Annotated in this window: 15 protein-coding genes; 11 read left to right on the forward strand and 4 right to left on the reverse strand. The window is 67.1% G+C overall.

Annotated features, from left to right (window positions below; translation table 11 throughout):
• Positions 1–84 precede the first annotated feature (84 nt).
• Entirely contained in the window at positions 85–1,500 is a 1,416-nt protein-coding gene (locus HOP12_04845) for a DUF255 domain-containing protein (GenBank protein NOT33482.1), read from the reverse strand.
• Between the two features lie 218 nt (positions 1,501–1,718).
• Here HOP12_04845 and HOP12_04850 point away from each other — a divergent pair, with 218 nt between their 5' ends.
• The 3 genes from HOP12_04850 to HOP12_04860 are packed head-to-tail and all read left to right on the forward strand — an operon-like array spanning position 1,719 to position 4,445.
• Entirely contained in the window at positions 1,719–2,495 is a 777-nt protein-coding gene (locus tag HOP12_04850) for a BtpA/SgcQ family protein (protein ID NOT33483.1), read from the forward strand.
• Entirely contained in the window at positions 2,492–3,517 is a 1,026-nt protein-coding gene (locus tag HOP12_04855) for a carbohydrate kinase family protein (GenBank protein NOT33484.1), read from the forward strand. Before HOP12_04850 ends, HOP12_04855 begins: the two co-directional genes overlap by 4 nt.
• Before the next feature lie 13 nt (positions 3,518–3,530).
• Positions 3,531–4,445 carry a pseudouridine-5'-phosphate glycosidase gene (locus tag HOP12_04860; GenBank protein NOT33485.1) on the forward strand — a complete coding sequence of 305 codons (915 nt, stop codon included), beginning with the start codon at positions 3,531–3,533 and terminating at the stop codon, positions 4,443–4,445.
• A 6-nt stretch (positions 4,446–4,451) separates the two neighbouring features.
• On the opposite strand, the gene HOP12_04865 is transcribed toward HOP12_04860, so the two are convergent.
• The gene (locus tag HOP12_04865; protein ID NOT33486.1) at positions 4,452–5,309 is read right to left on the reverse strand and encodes a hypothetical protein; all 858 of its coding nucleotides are present in this window, start codon (positions 5,307–5,309) and stop codon (positions 4,452–4,454) included.
• A 214-nt stretch (positions 5,310–5,523) separates the two neighbouring features.
• Between HOP12_04865 and HOP12_04870 the strand changes: the two genes are divergently transcribed.
• Positions 5,524–8,118, forward strand: a complete 2,595-nt coding sequence (locus HOP12_04870) for a carbohydrate binding family 9 domain-containing protein (protein NOT33487.1) — start codon at positions 5,524–5,526, stop codon at positions 8,116–8,118.
• Between the two features lie 119 nt (positions 8,119–8,237).
• On the opposite strand, the gene HOP12_04875 is transcribed toward HOP12_04870, so the two are convergent.
• A complete protein-coding gene (locus HOP12_04875) occupies positions 8,238–9,218 on the reverse strand; it encodes a T9SS type A sorting domain-containing protein (GenBank protein ID NOT33488.1) in 981 nt (326 codons plus the stop codon).
• A gap of 213 nt (positions 9,219–9,431) precedes the next feature.
• On the opposite strand from HOP12_04875, the gene mqnE reads away from it, so the two are divergent.
• The 4 genes from mqnE to HOP12_04895 all read left to right on the forward strand — a co-directional run bounded on the left by mqnE (position 9,432) and on the right by HOP12_04895 (position 13,994).
• The gene (gene mqnE / locus HOP12_04880) at positions 9,432–10,604 is read left to right on the forward strand and encodes an aminofutalosine synthase MqnE (GenBank protein ID NOT33489.1); all 1,173 of its coding nucleotides are present in this window, start codon (positions 9,432–9,434) and stop codon (positions 10,602–10,604) included.
• Positions 10,601–10,978 (forward strand): sulfurtransferase, encoded by a 378-nt coding sequence (locus HOP12_04885; protein ID NOT33490.1) that lies wholly within the window; start codon positions 10,601–10,603, stop codon positions 10,976–10,978. The genes mqnE and HOP12_04885 overlap by 4 nt, the downstream gene beginning before the upstream one ends.
• Positions 10,975–13,026, forward strand: a complete 2,052-nt coding sequence (locus HOP12_04890; protein NOT33491.1) for a TonB-dependent receptor — start codon at positions 10,975–10,977, stop codon at positions 13,024–13,026. The genes HOP12_04885 and HOP12_04890 overlap by 4 nt, the downstream gene beginning before the upstream one ends.
• Positions 13,027–13,097: 71 nt before the next feature.
• The gene (locus HOP12_04895; protein ID NOT33492.1) at positions 13,098–13,994 is read left to right on the forward strand and encodes a radical SAM protein; all 897 of its coding nucleotides are present in this window, start codon (positions 13,098–13,100) and stop codon (positions 13,992–13,994) included.
• 8 nt (positions 13,995–14,002) lie between these two features.
• Here HOP12_04895 and HOP12_04900 read toward each other — a convergent pair whose 3' ends face one another.
• Entirely contained in the window at positions 14,003–14,185 is a 183-nt protein-coding gene (locus HOP12_04900; protein ID NOT33493.1) for an energy transducer TonB, read from the reverse strand.
• 565 nt (positions 14,186–14,750) lie between these two features.
• Here HOP12_04900 and HOP12_04905 point away from each other — a divergent pair.
• From HOP12_04905 to HOP12_04915, 3 genes are read left to right on the forward strand one after another with little or no spacing between them, the layout of a single operon-like run.
• Entirely contained in the window at positions 14,751–15,545 is a 795-nt protein-coding gene (locus HOP12_04905) for a menaquinone biosynthesis protein (protein NOT33494.1), read from the forward strand.
• Between the two features lie 33 nt (positions 15,546–15,578).
• The gene (locus HOP12_04910) at positions 15,579–16,142 is read left to right on the forward strand and encodes an NAD(P)H-dependent oxidoreductase (GenBank protein NOT33495.1); all 564 of its coding nucleotides are present in this window, start codon (positions 15,579–15,581) and stop codon (positions 16,140–16,142) included.
• Between the two features lies 1 nt (position 16,143).
• Positions 16,144–16,944, forward strand: a complete 801-nt coding sequence (locus HOP12_04915) for a TIGR00266 family protein (GenBank protein NOT33496.1) — start codon at positions 16,144–16,146, stop codon at positions 16,942–16,944.
• Positions 16,945–17,060 lie beyond the last annotated feature (116 nt).

Below are 17,060 nucleotides of genomic sequence, written 5' to 3' on the forward strand. Positions count from 1 at the left end.
CGCACTCCATGCCGAGTCAGGCTGAGGAGTGTAGAGAGTCGCCTCACATGGACTCAAGTCAGAACCAAAGATTTCTCGGTGCAACTATTTCAATTCGGCGAGCTGCTTCTTGAAACCGTCGATGGTACGGGTCGAGCGCTGGCTTTCGGGCATCGACTCGGCCTCCGAAATCGCCTGCGCGAGTGCGCTGCGCGTGTCCGCCGGGTCACCGCGATCGGTGAGAATGCCGATTCGAGTGCGCCACAACAGGAAGCGCCGCGGACCGTAGGCGAGCGCCATGGCGCGGTCGGAGGCCGCCAGCGCCGTGTCATATCGTTTCATCGCACGAAGTGCGGTGGCGAGCCGCGCCGGCGGATTGTAGTCCTGGGGCAGATCGCGCTCCGAGGCCTCCAGCATCGGCACGGCCTTCTCGGGCGTGCCGAGTTCCAGATACGCCGAGAGTCGGTGCGAGTCGAAGACCGCACGCGCGTCCGGCGTCTTCGCCTTCGCCGCCGCGCCGTCGAGAAACGCCGACCACTCGATCGCGACCTGATGTGCGGCGGTCGAGTCTCCGCGTTCCTGCAGCGCGTCGAGCAGCGAGATGTAGACACCGCTGCGATCGTCGCCCGCAAGGTCGAGCTTCGAGTCCGCGAGGATGCTGCGCACCGCGCGTTCGAAGTGCGCGACGGAGCGCTGCTTCTCGGGGTTCGAGTCCGGCAGCGCAACCGCCGAGGACAGGCCGTAGGCCGCGACATTCGCCGAAGTCGACTGGCCCTCGAGCCGCGTCCACGCCACGCCGGCCACGTCCACCACCGCCTGATTCTGATTCGTGTTCGAGAGCGCGAACAGCAGCGCGTCGATCGCGCGCGAGTAGCTGGGCCAGTTCGCGGGCGCCAGCGCGATCGCGCCGCGATACGCCTCCGCGGCCAGCGAGTCCTGCCCCTCGCCGTAGAGCGAGTCGGCGCGGGCGAGCGCGCGGTCGGCCGGCGAGGCCTCGCCGTGCTGGGTCCAGGACACGATCGCCTGGTCGAGGAAGTGATGGAGCTGCGTCACGGTCATGCTGCCGACCATCCGCATCGTGACCTTCTCGGTGTTCGGATCGATCACGTAGTAGCTCGGCAGCGCCGGCAACGGATAGCGCTTGCGAACCTCGGCGTTGACCGAGTTCTCGGCGTCCACGCTGAGCCACACGAAGCGCTCGGCGTGGCGTGCGAGCGTGGGATCGGTGAACACGTAGGCCCGCATCGAGCGGCAGGTGTGACACCACGGCGCCCACGCCTCGACGAACACGGGAGCCTTTCGCTGCTTTGCCAGCGAGAGCGCGCGCGCAAGATCGTCGTCGATGAACGGAACCGCGGCGGCCAGCGCGCCATGCTTCGGCACCGAGGTCGGCCGCGGCGCCGCCTTCGTGGTCGCGAGCGGCGCTGCGAAGCCGCGAGGCGCAGCGATGGAAATCGCGAGGCCGGCCGCGAGTGTCAGCGCGATCCAGCTCGGAAGCGGACTCGAAAAACGAGCGGGCATGTCGGACGTTCCTCGGACGAAAGCTCGAGCACGCGAACGGTGAGACCACGGGTGCGGAGGACGGGTCGTTCGGCGACGGCTTTCTGATAGGGTGCGAGCGCGATCCTAGCACGCGAATCGCGTCATTTCGCAGTTCACGACCGGGCTTCCGACCCGACGAGCGCCGCATGCCGAACGCCACTCCCCGAGCCACCCAAACGATGCAGGCGTGCTTCGGCGTGCCGCGTGCACTGATCGGCATGGTGCACGTCGGAGCATTGCCAGGAACGCCGCGCGCGACCGATTTGCTGCCAGTTATCACTGAGCGCGCGGTCGAAGAGGCGAGGCTCTACCACTCGGCCGGTTTCAACGCGGTGATGGTCGAAAACATGCACGACCGGCCCTATCTCGCGCGTGATGTGGGTCCCGAGATCACGGCGGCCATGACCGTGGTGGCGAGTGCCGTGCGCCGCTCGGTGCCGATTCCGCTTGGAGTGCAGGTGCTGGCGGGAGCCAATCGTGAAGCGCTCGCGGTCGCGCTCGCCAGCGATGCTTCGTTCGTCCGCGTCGAGGGTTTCGTGTTCGCGCACGTCGCCGATGAAGGGCTGATCGAGGCCGACGCGGGAGCCCTGCTGCGCTACCGCAATGCGATCGGCGCCGGGGGCGTGAGGGTGTTCGCGGACATCAAGAAGAAGCACTCCTCCCACGCAGTGACGATCGACGTGGACCTGGTCGAGACCGCGCGCGCCGCCGAGTTCGCACTCGCGGACGGCGTGATCGTGACCGGCGCAGCGACCGGGCGTGAGACCGATGCGACCGAAGTCGAGTCGGTGGTCCGCGCCGTGGATCTGCCGGTGCTGGTCGGCTCCGGGGTCACGGCGGACAACGTGTCGCGCTATCGAGCGGCGCATGCGCTGATCGTGGGTTCGTGGGCGAAGCGAGACGGCCGCTGGGACGCACCGTGCGATCCCGATCGCATCGCACGGCTCGCGGCCGCCTTCGCCGAGCTGCGGTGAGCTTCGAAGTCACGACACGGTCTGCGGAGCCAGGGTTCCCGCTTCGCGTGCCGCCCGGATCGCCCGAACTCGTCATCGTTGGCAATCTGCTGATCGACGACCTGGTATTCGAAGACGGGCGCACGCTCGAAGCCGAACCCGGCGGAGCGGTGCTCTACGCAGCACTCGCGGCCGCCCTCTGGCGCGTGCGGGTCGGAGTGGTGAGCCGTGTCGGCAACGACTATCCGGCCGCGACGCTCGCAGAGCTCGAGTCGCGAGGCGTCGACCTGTCGGGCCTGCACTCGATCGAGGGCCCGGGCCTGCGCGCCTGGCTTCGCTACGGGCCGGCCGGTCGAGGCGTCGAGCATCGACCCGGCGCAGCCACACACCTCGCCGCCTCGCCGGAAGTCTCCGAGATTCCGAGTCCGTTTCGGTCGGCCGCATGCATCCACATCGCGCCCATGCCGTTCAATGCCCAGGTCGAGATCCTCTCGCGGCTGGCGGCAACTGACGCCCGTCCTGCGTTGAGCCTCGATCCGCACGAGGCGATCACGCCCGATCGATTCGATGAGTGGCGTGCGCTCGCGGCAACGCTCCAGGTGCTTTCGCTCGGACTCGATGAGGTCCGCATCCCCGGCGTGCTCGAGCGACCCGACGCGTTGATCGAGGAACTTCGAGCGTTCCGATCGCTCGATTTGTTGTTTCGGATGGGCGAACGCGGCGGCGTGCTTTTCGCTCCGCGCGGGGCGTCGGCGGCCGAGCGCTGCGATTGGCGTGCGTGGGCCCGCCACGTCGTCGACTCGACCGGCGCGGGCGATGCCTTTACCGCGGGTTACCTCGCCGGCCGCGTGCGGGCGCGAAGCCGCGCAGCATCGGTCGCGCGCGGGCTCGTCTCGGCGAGCTTCGCGCTCGAAGACTTCGGAGCTCGCGGCCTGCTGCGGGCCACGCCCGAGGAGGCCGAGCGACGCCTCGCGCGCGTTCCCGAACCAGTGCTCGTGCCCCACCCGGCGCGCGACCACCGTGAACCGAATGCCGAGCTGTGATAAGGAGAGCCGCATGACCCGACTGATTCGCATCGCTCCGTTCGTCGAAGCCGCGTTGCGCGACCACCGCCCGGTCGTCGCACTCGAAACCACGGTGGTGACGCACGGGCTTCCCGAGCCGCAGGGTTTCGAGCTGGCCGGGGCACTCGAGGCCGAGATCATCCGCCACGGCGCGGTGCCCGCGACCATCGGCGTGCTCAAAGGCTGCGTGCGGGTCGGCCTGTCGCGCGACGAACTCAGCGAGCTGGCGCACGCACCGGAGGTCGCCAAGCTCAACCTGAGCAACCTCGGCGCTCAGCTCGCCGAAGGCGGTCCCGGCTCGACGACGGTGGCCGCGACCATGTTCATCGCTGCGCGCTGCGGCATTCAGGTGTTCGCAACCGGCGGAATCGGCGGGGTGCATCGAGGCGAATCCGAGACCGGCGACGTTTCGGCGGACCTCACCGCACTGGCGCATCACCCGGTCGCGGTGGTGTGCGCGGGCGCCAAGGCGGTGCTGGACCTGCCGCGCACGGTCGAGGCCCTGGAAACCCTCGGCGTGCCGATTCTGGGCTTCGGCACCGCGGAGTTCCCGGCCTTCTGGCGGCGGTCGAGCGGCTTGCCCGTGGATCGGCGCTACGACGAACTGGCGCCGCTCGCGCGCGCGATCCGCGCGCACTGGGAGCTGGGTGCCACCAGCGGCGTGGTGGTCGCGAATCCGATCCCGGAGGCTGACGAGATGGACGCGGCACTCTACGAGACCGCATTGAATCAGGCGCTGTCCGACGCGCGACAGCGGCAGTCGAGTGGTCGCGACGTGACGCCATTCCTGCTCGACCGCATGCGCGAACTGACCGGCGGCGCGAGCGTGCAATCGAACCTGGCGCTCCTTGTGAACAACGCTCGAGTCGCAGCGGAGCTGGCCGCCGCGATCGAGGCGGTGCGCTGAGTCCGCCTACAACACCTCGGCCGAGAAGGTGTCGCCCTCTCGCATGTCGCCGGTCTCGTAGCCGCGCATGAACCAGCGCTGGCGCTGCTCGGAAGTGCCGTGTGTGAACGCGTCGGGAACCACGTAGCCCTGCGACTGCTTCTGCAGGCGGTCGTCGCCGATCGCTTCGGCCGCCGCCATCGCTTCTTCGACGTCGCCGGGTTCCAGAACACCCTTGTCGCGCTGGGTGTGATGCGCCCACACGCCGGCGTAGAAGTCGGCCTGCAGTTCGAGCCGCACCGAGAGCCGGTTGTACTCGGACGCGCTGAGCCGACTCTTCATGGCGTGCACCTTGTCGGTGACGCCGAGCAGGTTCTGCACGTGATGTCCGACTTCGTGCGCGATGACGTAGGCCTGGGCGAAGTCGCCCGGGGCGCCGAGGCGCTGGCGCAGCAGTTCGTAGAACGACAGGTCGATGTAGACGTGCCGGTCCTCGGGGCAATAGAACGGGCCGACGGCCGCGTTCGCCAGACCGCAGGCCGACTCGACGCGATCCGTGAACAGGGTCAGCTGAGGATCTTCGTACTGGCGCCCGAAGCGCTGGAACTCCGACTTCCACACGTCTTCGGTCTGGGCCAGCACCACCGCCACGAACTGGCTCATTTCGTCGTTCGCGGGCGGTGCTGCGCCCTGCGTCGCCGTCGGCGCCGGATTCGTGCTGTCGAGACCGAGCTGGTTGAGCAGCTGCCCCGGGTCAACGCCCGTGAAGAGCGCGATCAGCAGCACGATCACGAGGCCGCCGCCACCCAGCGCCAGTCCGCCAGCCGCTCCCCGACCTCGGCGATCCTCGACGTTGTCGCTGCGACGTTCGTTCTGCCAGCGCATGTTCGACCTCCGTTGACGGTTCGCGACTCGAATGTGGCCGCGAGTATGCGACACGACCCGACCCCTCGCCACCTTGCCACCGCGTCCGTCGCGTGCGAACGGGCGATCGTCGGGGACGCGTGGCGCGGGTCGGGTCGGATGTCAACGTTTCAGGGGCGTGGGCCGTCATACCGCTCGGCCACCCGAACTTGCTCACCCCCTCGAGAGATCCGACATGTCGCCGCGCTCCCTGATGATCATCGGTCTCCTCGCGCTGGCTGCTCCGGCGATGGCACTCGCCGCCGCTGCGCCGCCGCACCCGCCAATTCAAGCCCAGCGACTCGCCGCGCCGATCACCATCGACGGCCGACTCGACGAAGCCGTGTGGTCGAGCGGCACGCCGATCACGGCCTTCTACCAGGCCGGACCGGACCAGGGCGAGCCGTCCTCCCAGAAATCCGAAGTGCGCGTCTACTACGACGATGACGCGCTCTATGTGGGCGCCCGACTGTGGGACAGCGCCCCCGACTCGATGATCGCGCGGCTGTCGCGGCGCGACGTGTCGGTGCCGTCCGATCGCTTCTCGGTCTACCTGGACCCGTACCACGACAAGCGGAGCGGTTATTACTTCCTCATCAATTCTGCCGGCACGCTGTTCGATGGAACGCTCTCGAACGACGGCTGGGAGGACACCTCGTGGGACGGGGTGTGGAACGCGCAGGCCCATCGTGATTCGAAAGGCTGGACCGCCGAGTACCGCATTCCGTTCTCGCAGCTGCGCTTTCAGAACGCCACCCCGCAGGTGTGGGGCATCAACTTCCGGCGCGTGATCCTGCGCCGCAACGAAGAGGCGTTCGTCGCCTATCAGCCGCGCGACGAGAGCGGCTTCGTTTCGCGCTGGCCGGAGCTGGTGGGCCTCGACGGGCTGCACGCTTCGCGCACGGTCGAGCTGCTGCCTTACGCGACCAGCAAGGGCGAGTTCGTGAATCGCGTGAGCGGCGATCCGTTCCACGACGGTTCCCGCATCAATGGGGACATCGGGTTCGACCTGCGGACCTCGATCGGCAGCCGCATGACGCTCAACGGCACCGTCAATCCCGATTTCGGGCAGGTCGAGGTCGATCCGGCGAGCCTCAACTTGAGCGACGTGGAGACCTTTTTCCAGGAGAAGCGCCCGTTCTTCGTCGAAGGCTCGTCGAACTTCCGATTCGGCAACGAGGGCGCGAGCGACTACTGGAACTTCAACTGGCCGGAGCCGACGTTCTTCTACAGCCGCCGCATCGGCCGCTCACCGCAGGGCTCGCTCCCCGGCACGCCGGACCCCGACAACGACGTGGTCTACGCCGACGTGCCGATCGGCACGACCATTCTGGGTGCCGCCAAGCTGACGGGGAAGATCACGCCCAGCACCAACTTTGGCACCCTGCACGCGATCACCGCTCGGGAGCGCGCGAAGATGTGGGTGAATGGCATCGATTCCAAGGCCGAGGTCGAGCCATTCGCTTACTACGGGGTGATGCGCGGGCTGCGTGAATTCAAGGACCGCAAGCAGGGACTCGGCAGCATGGTGTCGCTGGTGCAGCGCTCGTTCGACCGCGACGACCTGAGCAACGAACTCAACCAGACCAGCGCGGTCGGAGCACTCGACGGCTGGACCTCATTCGGACCGAACCGGCTCTGGGTGCTGTCGGGATGGGCCGCCGGTACCCATGTGCGCGGAACCGAACACCGCATGCTGGCGCTTCAGCAGAGTTCGCGCCGCTACTACCAGCGTCCCGACGCGGGCCACGTCTCGCTCGACCCTGATGCCACTTCGCTAAGCGGTGCCGGTGCGCGCGTGTGGCTCAACAAGGAGCGCGGGCAGTGGACGACGAACTCGGCGTTCGGCGTGATCTCGCCGGGCTTCGAGATGAACGACATGGGATTCCAGACCCGTTCCGACGTGACCAACGGACACGTCTCGGTGAGCCGGCGCTTCAGCACGCCCGGCAAGTACCGCCAGTACCTGCAGCTGAACGGGGCGCTGTTCGGAGCCACCGATCTCGACGGAAACTTCACCAACGGCGGCATCTTCCACAGCGGCAGCCTCGAGTTCCGCAACCGCGTGAGCCTCGAGTGGTGGGACACCTACAACCCGCCCGCCACCAGCGTGCGCGGGACGCGTGGTGGCCCGCGTATGAAGCTTCCGGGCGGATTCGAGAGCGGTTTCTACCTCGACAGCGACGGAACGCGCACGCGCTTCTACTCGCTGAACGGCAACCTGTACGTGAAGGCAGACGGCAGCCAGGACTGGTCGATCAGTCCGTACATGGAGTGGAAGCCGGTTTCGAACGTGCTGCTGAGCTTCGGCCCCGGGTTCAATCGTTCGATCGAGAAGTCGATGTACGTCGAGACGATCGAAGATCCGCTCGCGACCTCGACGTTCGGCAATCGCTACGTATTCGCGAATCTCGATCAGACCACGATCTCGACCAACTTCCGGCTGTCGTGGGCGTTCACGCCGACGATCAGCCTGCAGACCTACGTACAGCCCTATCTGTCGGCCGGGACGTACACGAACTACAAGGCGCTGGCTCAGCCGAACACGCGCGAGTTCGTGGCGACGGTTCCGAGCGCTCCACAGGACTTCAACTACAAGTCGCTGCGCGGCAGTGCCGTGTTCCGTTACGAGTACATGCCGGGTTCGACGCTCTACCTGGTGTGGACGCAGGATCGCTCGGACTACGTCGAGAACGGCGAGTTCGAGTTCGGGCGCGACGCGCAGCGCCTGTTCGATCGCGACGGCGACAACATCTACCTGGCGAAGGTCACCTACTACCTGGGGCTCTGATCCCGGGCGCGACCCGCGAGTCGCGAAGCAGCTCGCTCTCCAGCTCCGGACCGGGCGGGAAGCGAAACGAGGCCCGGCGCAGTTGCCGGGCCTCGTTGCACGTTCGGCGGTCGACGCGCTCAGCGCGCCATGATGATCTTCTGCGTCAGCGCGACTTCGCGACCCGGTGCCTTGAGCTTGAGGAAGTAGATCCCGTTGCGCGCGTAGTCGCCGGCTTCGGTCCGACCGCTCCAGGTGCTCGCGTGCGTACCGGGCGGGCGGGACTCGTGCATCAGCGTCTTCACGCGACGTCCGGCCGCATCAAAGACCGCCAGATCGACGAAGCCGCCGACCGGGATCGTGAAGTCGATGTTCGTGCACACCTTCATGGGATTCGGGAACGGCTTCTCGAGCGCGTAGCTCAGATCGAGCGGCGAAGGTCCGACGCCCACCGCACCACCGGCTGCCATGCTGTCCGAGGTCGTGAAGATGTAGTCGTCGCTGCCGAACGAACTGCCGTCGCCGTTCGCCGAATTGCCGGCTGCGAAGAAATAGACGGTGCCCTCGGTCGCGGCCGGCGCGGTCCACAGCAGATTCCATTCGATGCTGGGGCCGGGATTGCCCTCACGAATCGAGCCGCACATCATTTCGAAATCGCGGAATGGATCGCAGGTGTGTTCGAGGTAACGGCGATTGCGGTAGACGCTGCTGGCGGCAGTCTTGGTGATCTGGAACGAGTCCGGCTGCGCGCCGTTGACGGGGGCCCAGCTTCCGAGGCTGTCGCCGGTCTGCGAAGACACCGCCTGGATCTCGAATCCCCACCGAACAAAACCCTGTTCGGGAGGCGGCAGCTGCGGCCACGTGTGCGTGAGTCGCAGGCGCAGCGGGTAGGTGATCCCGGCGTCGTAGGTCTCCGGCAGGTCGAGGATCTCGAGCTGCCCGACCGGCAAGTTGAGCGGATTGCCGTTGTGGCACAGCGTGCAATTCGACTCGGCGGCCTTGTTGGCGACCGCGAATGCTCCGGTGCGCGCGGCTGGCGGCCCGGTCGAGAAAGCGAACGCGATCGATGCGCCCAGAATCAGCGCGACAAGGATGGCGGCCCGAAAGATGTGGCGCGACATGGGCGATCTCCGATCGGGGGAAGCGGAGGAAGGGTGGGTCAAGCTGCCGCCGACGATGATAGTCGAGAAATCGACCGATTTCCGTATCGAATTTGCCCCTGCCTCGGGACTCGGAGATGACCGTTTCCGCGGGTCGGGGCTATACTGCGGCCCGTTTTGAGCATCCTTTCCAGCGCTCAGCAAGGAGCCCCCGTGAACGAACTCGTCGCCGCGCTGCGGTTACGCGATCCCGTGGTCGAAGCCGCTCGCGTCCGGCTGCTGGCCGGCGAACGCCTGAGCCAGGAGGACGGCCTGCGCCTGTATGACGCCCCGGTGATGGAACTGGGGCGGCTGGCCGATGCAGTGGCGCGAGATCGGCATGGGGACCGCGTGTACTTCACGGTCAATCGTCAGCTCAATCCGACCAACGTCTGCGTGCTGGCCTGCAAGTTCTGCGACTACGCGAAGAAGCCCGACGATCCGACCGCCTACACGATGACGAAGGAACAGATTCTCGGGCACGTGGACTCCGAGATCACCGAGATCCACATCGTGGGCGGGCTCCACAACAAGTGGCGCTTCGACGACTACCTGAACGTGATCCGGTGGGTGAAGGAGAAGAAGCCGAGCCTGAGCGTCAAGGCCTACACGGCGGTCGAGATCGACTTCTTCTGCCGACTCACCAAACAGTCGGTCGAGTGGGTGCTGACCGAGTTGAAGCAGGTGGGGCTCGATGCACTGCCGGGCGGTGGCGCCGAAGTGTTCAGCGAGCGGGTGCGGCGCGAGATCTTCCATCAGAAGATCGGTGCACAGCGCTGGCTGGAGATTCACGAGACCGCACATCGGCTCGGGATCCCCAGCAACTCGACGCTGCTCTACGGCCACATCGAGACGCGCGCCGAGCGCGTTCAGCACCTGATCATGTTGCGCGATCTCGAGGATCGAGCACCCGGCTTCTTCGCCTTCATCCCGCTCGCGTTTCAGCCCGGCACCACGGGCCTGGTGCGCCGGCAGGTGTCGGCGATCGAAGACCTCAAGACCATCGCGATCTCGCGGCTGGTATTCGACAACGTGAAGCACGTGAAGAGCTACTGGATCATGCTCGGACAGGACACGGCGGCGGCCGGCATTCACTTTGGCGCTAGCGATCTCGACGGCACGATCGGCCAGGAGAAGATCGCGCACGCCGCCCTGGCCCGCAGCCCGATCGGCATGGCCGAGGCCGGCATGGTGCAGATGATCCGCGAAGCCGGAAAGATCCCGGTGCAGAGAGACGCGCTGTACCGGGTGATTCGCGAGTATCCGCGGCGCGAAGTCGAAGATGCTCTGTCGAGCTTCACGGGGGTGACGGTGCGGCGGACGGAGCCCTCGGCCGGCGGTGTCGCAACCATCGAGGCGCCGCGATGAAGCACTCTCCGGGGTTTCTCGCGCTCGTCAACGACGCCAAGTCGCGCGTGAAGCAGATGTCGATCGAGGACTACCGCCGTCGCGTCGCGGCCGGCGAGGCGTTCGTGCTGGTCGACACTCGCGAAGACAACGAGTGGGCGAGCGCGCATGCGACCGGTGCCATGCACCTGAGCAAGGGCGTGATCGAGCGCGAGATCGAACAGGCGGTGCCCGAGAAGGACGCCCCGGTGGTGCTCTACTGCGGCGGCGGCTTCCGAAGTGCTCTGGTGGCCGACAACCTTCAGAAGATGGGCTACACCAACGTGATCTCGCTCGACGGCGGCTGGCGCGGCTGGGTCGCGGCCGGGCTCCCGACCGAAAAGGGTGGCGCGTGAGCGCGCCGCGCTGCATGACGACGGCCGCGATCGCGTGCGCACTCGCGTGTGGCTCGGTGGCGACGTTCGCGCACCCCGGACACTCCGACGTGGTGCCGGACACGCAGGTCGTGCGGCTGCCCGAGGAGATCGTGAGCGCGCTGCGCAGCACCGAGGACGCGCGGCGGTTGCCGGCTGCCACGTTCGTGCTCAAGCGCGGCGAGCTGGTCGCACGCGCCGACGCGCGCGTCTCGACGCTGCTCGCGAACCTGCCTGGGCTCTACGCCTATCGCACCGGTCCGGGCGGCGAGCCGCTGACCGTCGATCCGCGTGGCTTCACGGCGAACGGCGAGGTCTCGTACCTCAAGGTGCTGGTGGATGGCAACGACGTGCGCGACCTGGAGAACGGATTCGTCGACTGGGACTGGGTGCCGCCCGCGGATATCGAACGCGTCGAGGTGATCGAGGGGCCGGGCGCATGGCTCTACGGCGATGGTGCAGAGGGCGGGATCGTGAACATCGTGCGGCGCGCGCCGCTGCAGGGGCTCGAACCATTCGCGCGGCTGCGGCTCGGTGACTTCGAAAATCGCGGCGGCGAACTGGGCCTGCGCGGCGGTCGCGGCGAGTGGAGCGGACTCGTGAGTGGCCGCGGGCGCGACGTCGAGGGCTGGCGCGACCGCAGCGCCGAGCAGATGCGGGGCGGAAGTGTGTCGCTGCGGCGCCCGCTCGGTGGTCCGATCGGGCTCACGCTCGACGTGCGGTGGCTCGATGCCGAGCGCGAGGAGCCCGGCTCCCTCACACCCGAAGCGTTCTACGCGGATCCCGCCGAGGCCGAGACTCCGATCGACTTCACGAACCAGGAGCGCAGCGCGGTCGCGCTCACGCTCACGCACTCGAATGTGATGGGTGGCGAGCTCAAGCTGGCGCCGTTCGCGCGCCGCGAACTCACCGAACAGATTCGCACGATCTTCTTCGACCCCTCGCGTCATCGCAGCGATGGCACCTCGATCGGTGGCGAACTGTCGTGGAGCCGTGTGTTCGCGCCGATGCAGCATGCGCTGCGTCTCGACCTCGGCTATCAGGTGGACCGGGGCGAACTGGAGACCGAGTGGGACAACCGAGAGTTCTTCGGTTTCTTCCCGAATCGGACCGCGGGCACCGGAACGCGGCTCTCGCACTCGCTGTTTTCTGCGCTGCGGTGGGACGCGACGCCCGCGCTGGTTGCGCGTGCCGGGCTGCGCGGCGACTGGCTCTCGGTCGAGTTCGAGCCCGACGCCACGAGCTCGCCGGTGCCGCCTGAAGTTCCCGCGCGCACGCTGTCGGCGACGAGTCCATTTCTCGCCGTGACTCATGCGCTCGGTGACCGCGCACATGCCTACGCCAGCGTGAGCGGCGCCTTCCATGCGCCGACGCTCAATCAGTTGTTCGATCCGCACGCGTTCCCGGCGCTGTTTCCGCCCGGCTACATCCTGATTTCGAACGGCTCGCTCGAGCCGCAGCGCGCCACCAGCTTCGAAGTCGGCGCGCGCTGGGACGACGAGAGTGGTGCGAGTGCCGCGCTCACGCTCTATCACGTGAGTGTGAAGGACGAGATCGACTTCGACGTTTCGACGTTTCAGTACGGGAACATCGGCAAGAGCCTCCATCAGGGAGCGCTCGCGCGGGTGCGGTGTCCATTGCCGATGGGTCTGATGGCCGAACTCGACGGCACGGTTTCGCCGACCACGATTCGCGACGGCTCGCTCGACGGCAACCAGATCAACGCGGTGCCGAAGGGGCACGCGAGTGGACGCCTGGCGTGGCGCTGCGAGGATCGCTTCGCACTCGATGCCGGGGCGCGCTGGGTCGCCAGGCAGTTCCTCGACAAGGAGAACGTCTACCCGCTCGGCGAGTACACCGCCCTGGATCTCGGCGGCAGTGCTCGCGTGTCGCGGACCCGCGTCTCGCTGCGGGTCCTGAATCTGCTCGATCGCCGCTACGCGGATACCGGATTCCTCGGGGCGTTCGGCGAGGAGCGGTGGATCCCGGCCGCGCCTCGAACCGTGGTCGCCTCGCTCTCGTTCGAATAGCACTGCTCACTTGTGCAGGCGCGACGGAGCCGCGATAATGGCGGCCGGTGCCGGGCCAGGAGGGCAGAAGCATGCAGATCGAGTATCGAGAAGAGCCGTGCCGCAGTGCGCTCAATCGAGTCGTCGGCATGGGATTCGAGTGGTCGCTCAATCCCTACATGGGCTGCGCGCATCGATGCGCGTTCTGCTATGTGCGGCAGTTCGAGCGCCGCGCCGAGCGACCGAGCGGCGAGACCTACGGGCTCTCGATTCGCGTCAAGACCAACATCGCGCAGGTGCTCCGAACTGAACTCGCGCGACCCTCATGGAAACGCGAGCAGGTGGCGATCGGAGCCGCGACCGATCCCTACCAACCGATCGAGGGACAGTATCGGCTCACCCGTGCGTGCCTGATCGAGCTGTCGCGTGCACGGACTCCATTCGGGATCATCACGCGCGGACCGCTGATCGTGCGAGATCTCGACGTGCTCACCGAGGCGGCGAAGCGCGTGAAGGTGGGCGTCAGCATCTCGATTCCTACGCTCGACGAGGCGGTGTGCCGCACGCTGGAACCCGGCGCACCACCGCCGCGTGCGAGGCTCGAAGCCGTGCGGCGACTGGTCGACGCGGGCATTCGCGCCGGCATCGGAATGGCGCCGATTCTTCCGGGCCTATCGGACGCGCCGGAGCAACTCGCGGCCGTCGTGCGCGCCGCGCGCGAAGTGGGCGCGGTCTCGCTGTGGGCCGGCGTCGTGTACCTGAAAGACGCACCACGCGAGCACTTTCTCGACGCGCTCCGGCGCGAGTGGCCGGAGCAGCTGGCGTACTACGAGAAACTGTTCGCGAGTCGCTCGTATCTACCCAGGCGGCTCACCGCACCGATCGTCGAGAAGGTGCGAGAGCTCAAGCTGCTGCACGACATCGCAGACCGGCGCACCCTGCGGCTGGAGCCAGCACCCGAGCCGGGGCAGTTGCTGCTGGGGGTGTGAAGTTGGGATTACCGCAGCGAGAATTTGATCGGAATCGTCACCCACACCGCCACCGGTTCGCCGTTCGTCATCCCGGGCGTGAATCGCCACTGTCGAACGCAATCGACTGCGGCATCGTCGAGCATCGGGATCGACCTGACGACGCGCGTCTCCGCAACGGAGCCATCTCGAAACACGAGCGCCTGGACCAATAGGGTGCCCTCGACGCCGGCGGTTCTCGCTTTCTGCGGAAGAATCGCGGGACTCGTGAAATTGCTTCGGGCAACTCGTCGACTTGAACGTACTCGCCGAATTTGGGCGGGCCGTTCGATTCGGGGGCGCGAAGTCGTTGCCAGGTCACCCGAGTCGGGTCGATCGCGCTGCGATCGAACTCGACGGACACCGATGGGGCATCATCGCTCTGGAAACCGACGAGGTGCCGGCCGGTGAGACCAACGAGATTTGGTCGCGAGTCCCGCTCATATCGAAAGACTCCGCGATAGGCGGAGCCCGCTAGGATCCCAATGCCCTGCCAGCCCTCGCTCGATCGCAGGTGAGATCCGACCCGATCCGAATCGAGCGGACGGACCTCGCTGGAACCGGAGCCCTCCGCGGCACTCAGCGAAAGGGGCGGCGTGAGAATTCCTGCGGCCGCGCAGGCGAGCGAGAGTGCGATCAGTCGAACGGACATGCGTTCCTCCTCGAGCAGGTGGGTTCCACTCAGCAGGCTAGCACCCGATGGTGCCACGCCCCCCACTTGGCTATCCTCCGGCCCGCATGAACCGCTCCCACAAGCTGCTCACCGGCACGGTCGCGGCGCGCATTCCGTACGCGAACGCCGCACCGTTCTATGCGCTGTGGAACGACGCGCCCTTCGCGGTGCGCAATCTGGTTCCGCGCGATCTGGGGCGGGAGGCCGAAGCGGGTGGCGTGGACCTGGGCCTGATGGCATCGGGCGATTACCTGCGCTTGAAGGATCGCTTCGAGATCGTGGGCCCATTCGGCGTCGCGGCGCGCGGGCCGGTGCTGTCGGTGCTGCTCTACTCGCGGCGTCCGGCGGCCGCACTCGGTGACGCGCTCATCTCGGTGACGCCCGAGACCTCGACCTCGATCCGGCTACTGCGCCTGCTGCTCGACGTGCGGCGCGGGCTGACCGGCATCCGCTACGTGCGCGGCCTCGAGCCGCGGCAGGCGGCCGCACTGCTCATGATCGGCGATCGCGCGATGCGCATGCGCGATCAGCGCCCTGAGGGCTTCACGCACACGCTCGATCTGGGCGCCGACTGGCTCGAGTGGACGAATCTCTCGTTCGTCTACGCGGTGTGGGTGATCCGCCGAGCACTCGATCCCGAAGTGAAACGCGAGTTGACGGAGTTCCTCGAGTCGTCGCTGGCCGCCGGCCTTGCGAACCTGCCCGAGATCGCGCGCCAGCAGATCGAGCCGGGCTGGAGCGCCGAGGAGACCGAAGCGTATCTGCGTCGCTTCCACTATCGCCTCGGCCCCGAGGACCTGGCGGGTCTGGATCGATTCGAAGCGCTGCTGCATCAGCACGGCCTGCGCGAAGTCGACTGAGTGCTCGCGGCCGCCCCGCACGAAAGGAACTCCATGAGCACGCCTCTTCGCATCGTCGCGCTGGCCGGCAGTCTGCGCCGCGCATCGCTCAATCGCGGTGTTGCGCGCGCGGCGGTCGAACTGGCGCCGCCCGGCACCGTGGTCGAAGCCGCCTACATCGACGACATCCCGCTCTACAACGGTGACCTCGACGGGGCCACCCAGCCGCCGGGAGTCGCCGCGCTCAAGGCGAAGCTCGCGGCGGCCGACGCGGTTCTGATCGTGACCCCCGAGTACAACTATTCGGTGCCCGGAGTGCTGAAGAACACCCTCGACTGGCTGTCGCGGGGCACCCAGAAGCCGCTCAAGGGCAAACCCGTGGCGATCGTCGGCGCTTCGCCTGGCTACTTCGGTACCGTGAGGAGCCAGACGCACTTGCGGTGGGTGCTCGACGTGCTCCAGGCGCGCAACATGCCGCAACCCGAGATGATCGTTCCGCTTGCCGACAAGAAAGCCGACGCCGACGGCAACCTGACGGACGAGGAGACGCGTAATAAGCTGCGCGGGCTCCTGGAACGACTCGTCGAATGGGCGGCCCGCTTTCCCAAGGAGGACTGAAGTGGCCCAGATGCATGAGATCGAATACCAGATCGTCGGTGAGGATCTGCAGTTCGTGAAGATCGAGCTGGATCCGGGCGAGGCGGCGGTCGCCGAGGCCGGCATGATGATGTACGTCGAAGACGACATTCAGATGGACACGATCTTTGGCGACGGCTCCCAGCAGAACAAGGGTTTCATGGGAGCACTCCTGGGCGCCGGCAAACGACTGCTGACCGGCGAGGGGCTGTTCACGACCGTCTTCCACAACGAAGGCAAGCAGAAGCGCAAGGTCGCGTTCGCCGCGCCTTACGCGGGCCGCATCATGCCGATTCACCTGTCGGAGATGGGCGGCGAGCTGCTCTGTCAGAAGGATTCGTTCCTGTGCGCCGCCAAGGGCGTGTCGCTCGGAATCGCGTTCAACAAGCGATTCGGCGCCGGCCTGTTCGGTGGCGAAGGCTTCATCATGCAGCGGCTGACCGGCGACGGGTGGGTGTTCGTGCACGCGGGCGGCATGCTCGAGGAGCGAGTGCTGGGCCCCGGCGAGACGCTGCGCGTCGATACCGGCTGCCTGGTCGCGCTGGTGCCGTCGGTGACGTACGACATCCAGCTGGTTGGCGGCCTGAAGACGGCACTGTTCGGTGGTGAGGGATTGTTCTTCGCCACGCTGCGAGGCCCGGGCAAGATCTGGCTCCAGTCGCTGCCATTCAGCCGGCTCGCCAGCCGCATCTACGCGGCCGCTCCTCAAGCCGGCGGCCGGCGTCGCGAAGAGGGCTCGCTGCTCGGTGGGCTCGGCAATCTGCTGGATGGCGACGGGCGGTAGCGCCTCGCGTCCAGGCGGGCCAGCGACGGCCCGCGATCGATCTGCGCGGCTCCGCGCCCGTCGGGTGCGGGGCCGCGTCTGTCTACGCGAACCAGCGTGGCCTGCGCGGCTTTCGT

This window comes from Candidatus Eisenbacteria bacterium (genome assembly GCA_013140805.1).
GTDB lineage: Bacteria > Eisenbacteria > RBG-16-71-46 > RBG-16-71-46 > RBG-16-71-46 > JABFRW01.

Excerpts from the sequence above, each read along its gene's own strand:
- HOP12_04870 (NOT33487.1), top strand. The coding sequence starts at position 5,524 with ATGTCGCCGCGCTCCCTGATGATCATCGGTCTCCTCGCGCTGGCTGCT.
- HOP12_04860 (NOT33485.1), top strand. The coding sequence starts at position 3,531 with ATGACCCGACTGATTCGCATCGCTCCGTTCGTCGAAGCCGCGTTGCGC.
- HOP12_04875 (NOT33488.1), bottom strand. The coding sequence starts at position 9,218 with ATGTCGCGCCACATCTTTCGGGCCGCCATCCTTGTCGCGCTGATTCTG.
- HOP12_04865 (NOT33486.1), bottom strand. The coding sequence starts at position 5,309 with ATGCGCTGGCAGAACGAACGTCGCAGCGACAACGTCGAGGATCGCCGA.
- HOP12_04910 (NOT33495.1), top strand. The coding sequence starts at position 15,579 with ATGAGCACGCCTCTTCGCATCGTCGCGCTGGCCGGCAGTCTGCGCCGC.
- HOP12_04905 (NOT33494.1), top strand. The coding sequence starts at position 14,751 with ATGAACCGCTCCCACAAGCTGCTCACCGGCACGGTCGCGGCGCGCATT.
- HOP12_04845 (NOT33482.1), bottom strand. The coding sequence starts at position 1,500 with ATGCCCGCTCGTTTTTCGAGTCCGCTTCCGAGCTGGATCGCGCTGACA.
- HOP12_04885 (NOT33490.1), top strand. The coding sequence starts at position 10,601 with ATGAAGCACTCTCCGGGGTTTCTCGCGCTCGTCAACGACGCCAAGTCG.
- HOP12_04895 (NOT33492.1), top strand. The coding sequence starts at position 13,098 with ATGCAGATCGAGTATCGAGAAGAGCCGTGCCGCAGTGCGCTCAATCGA.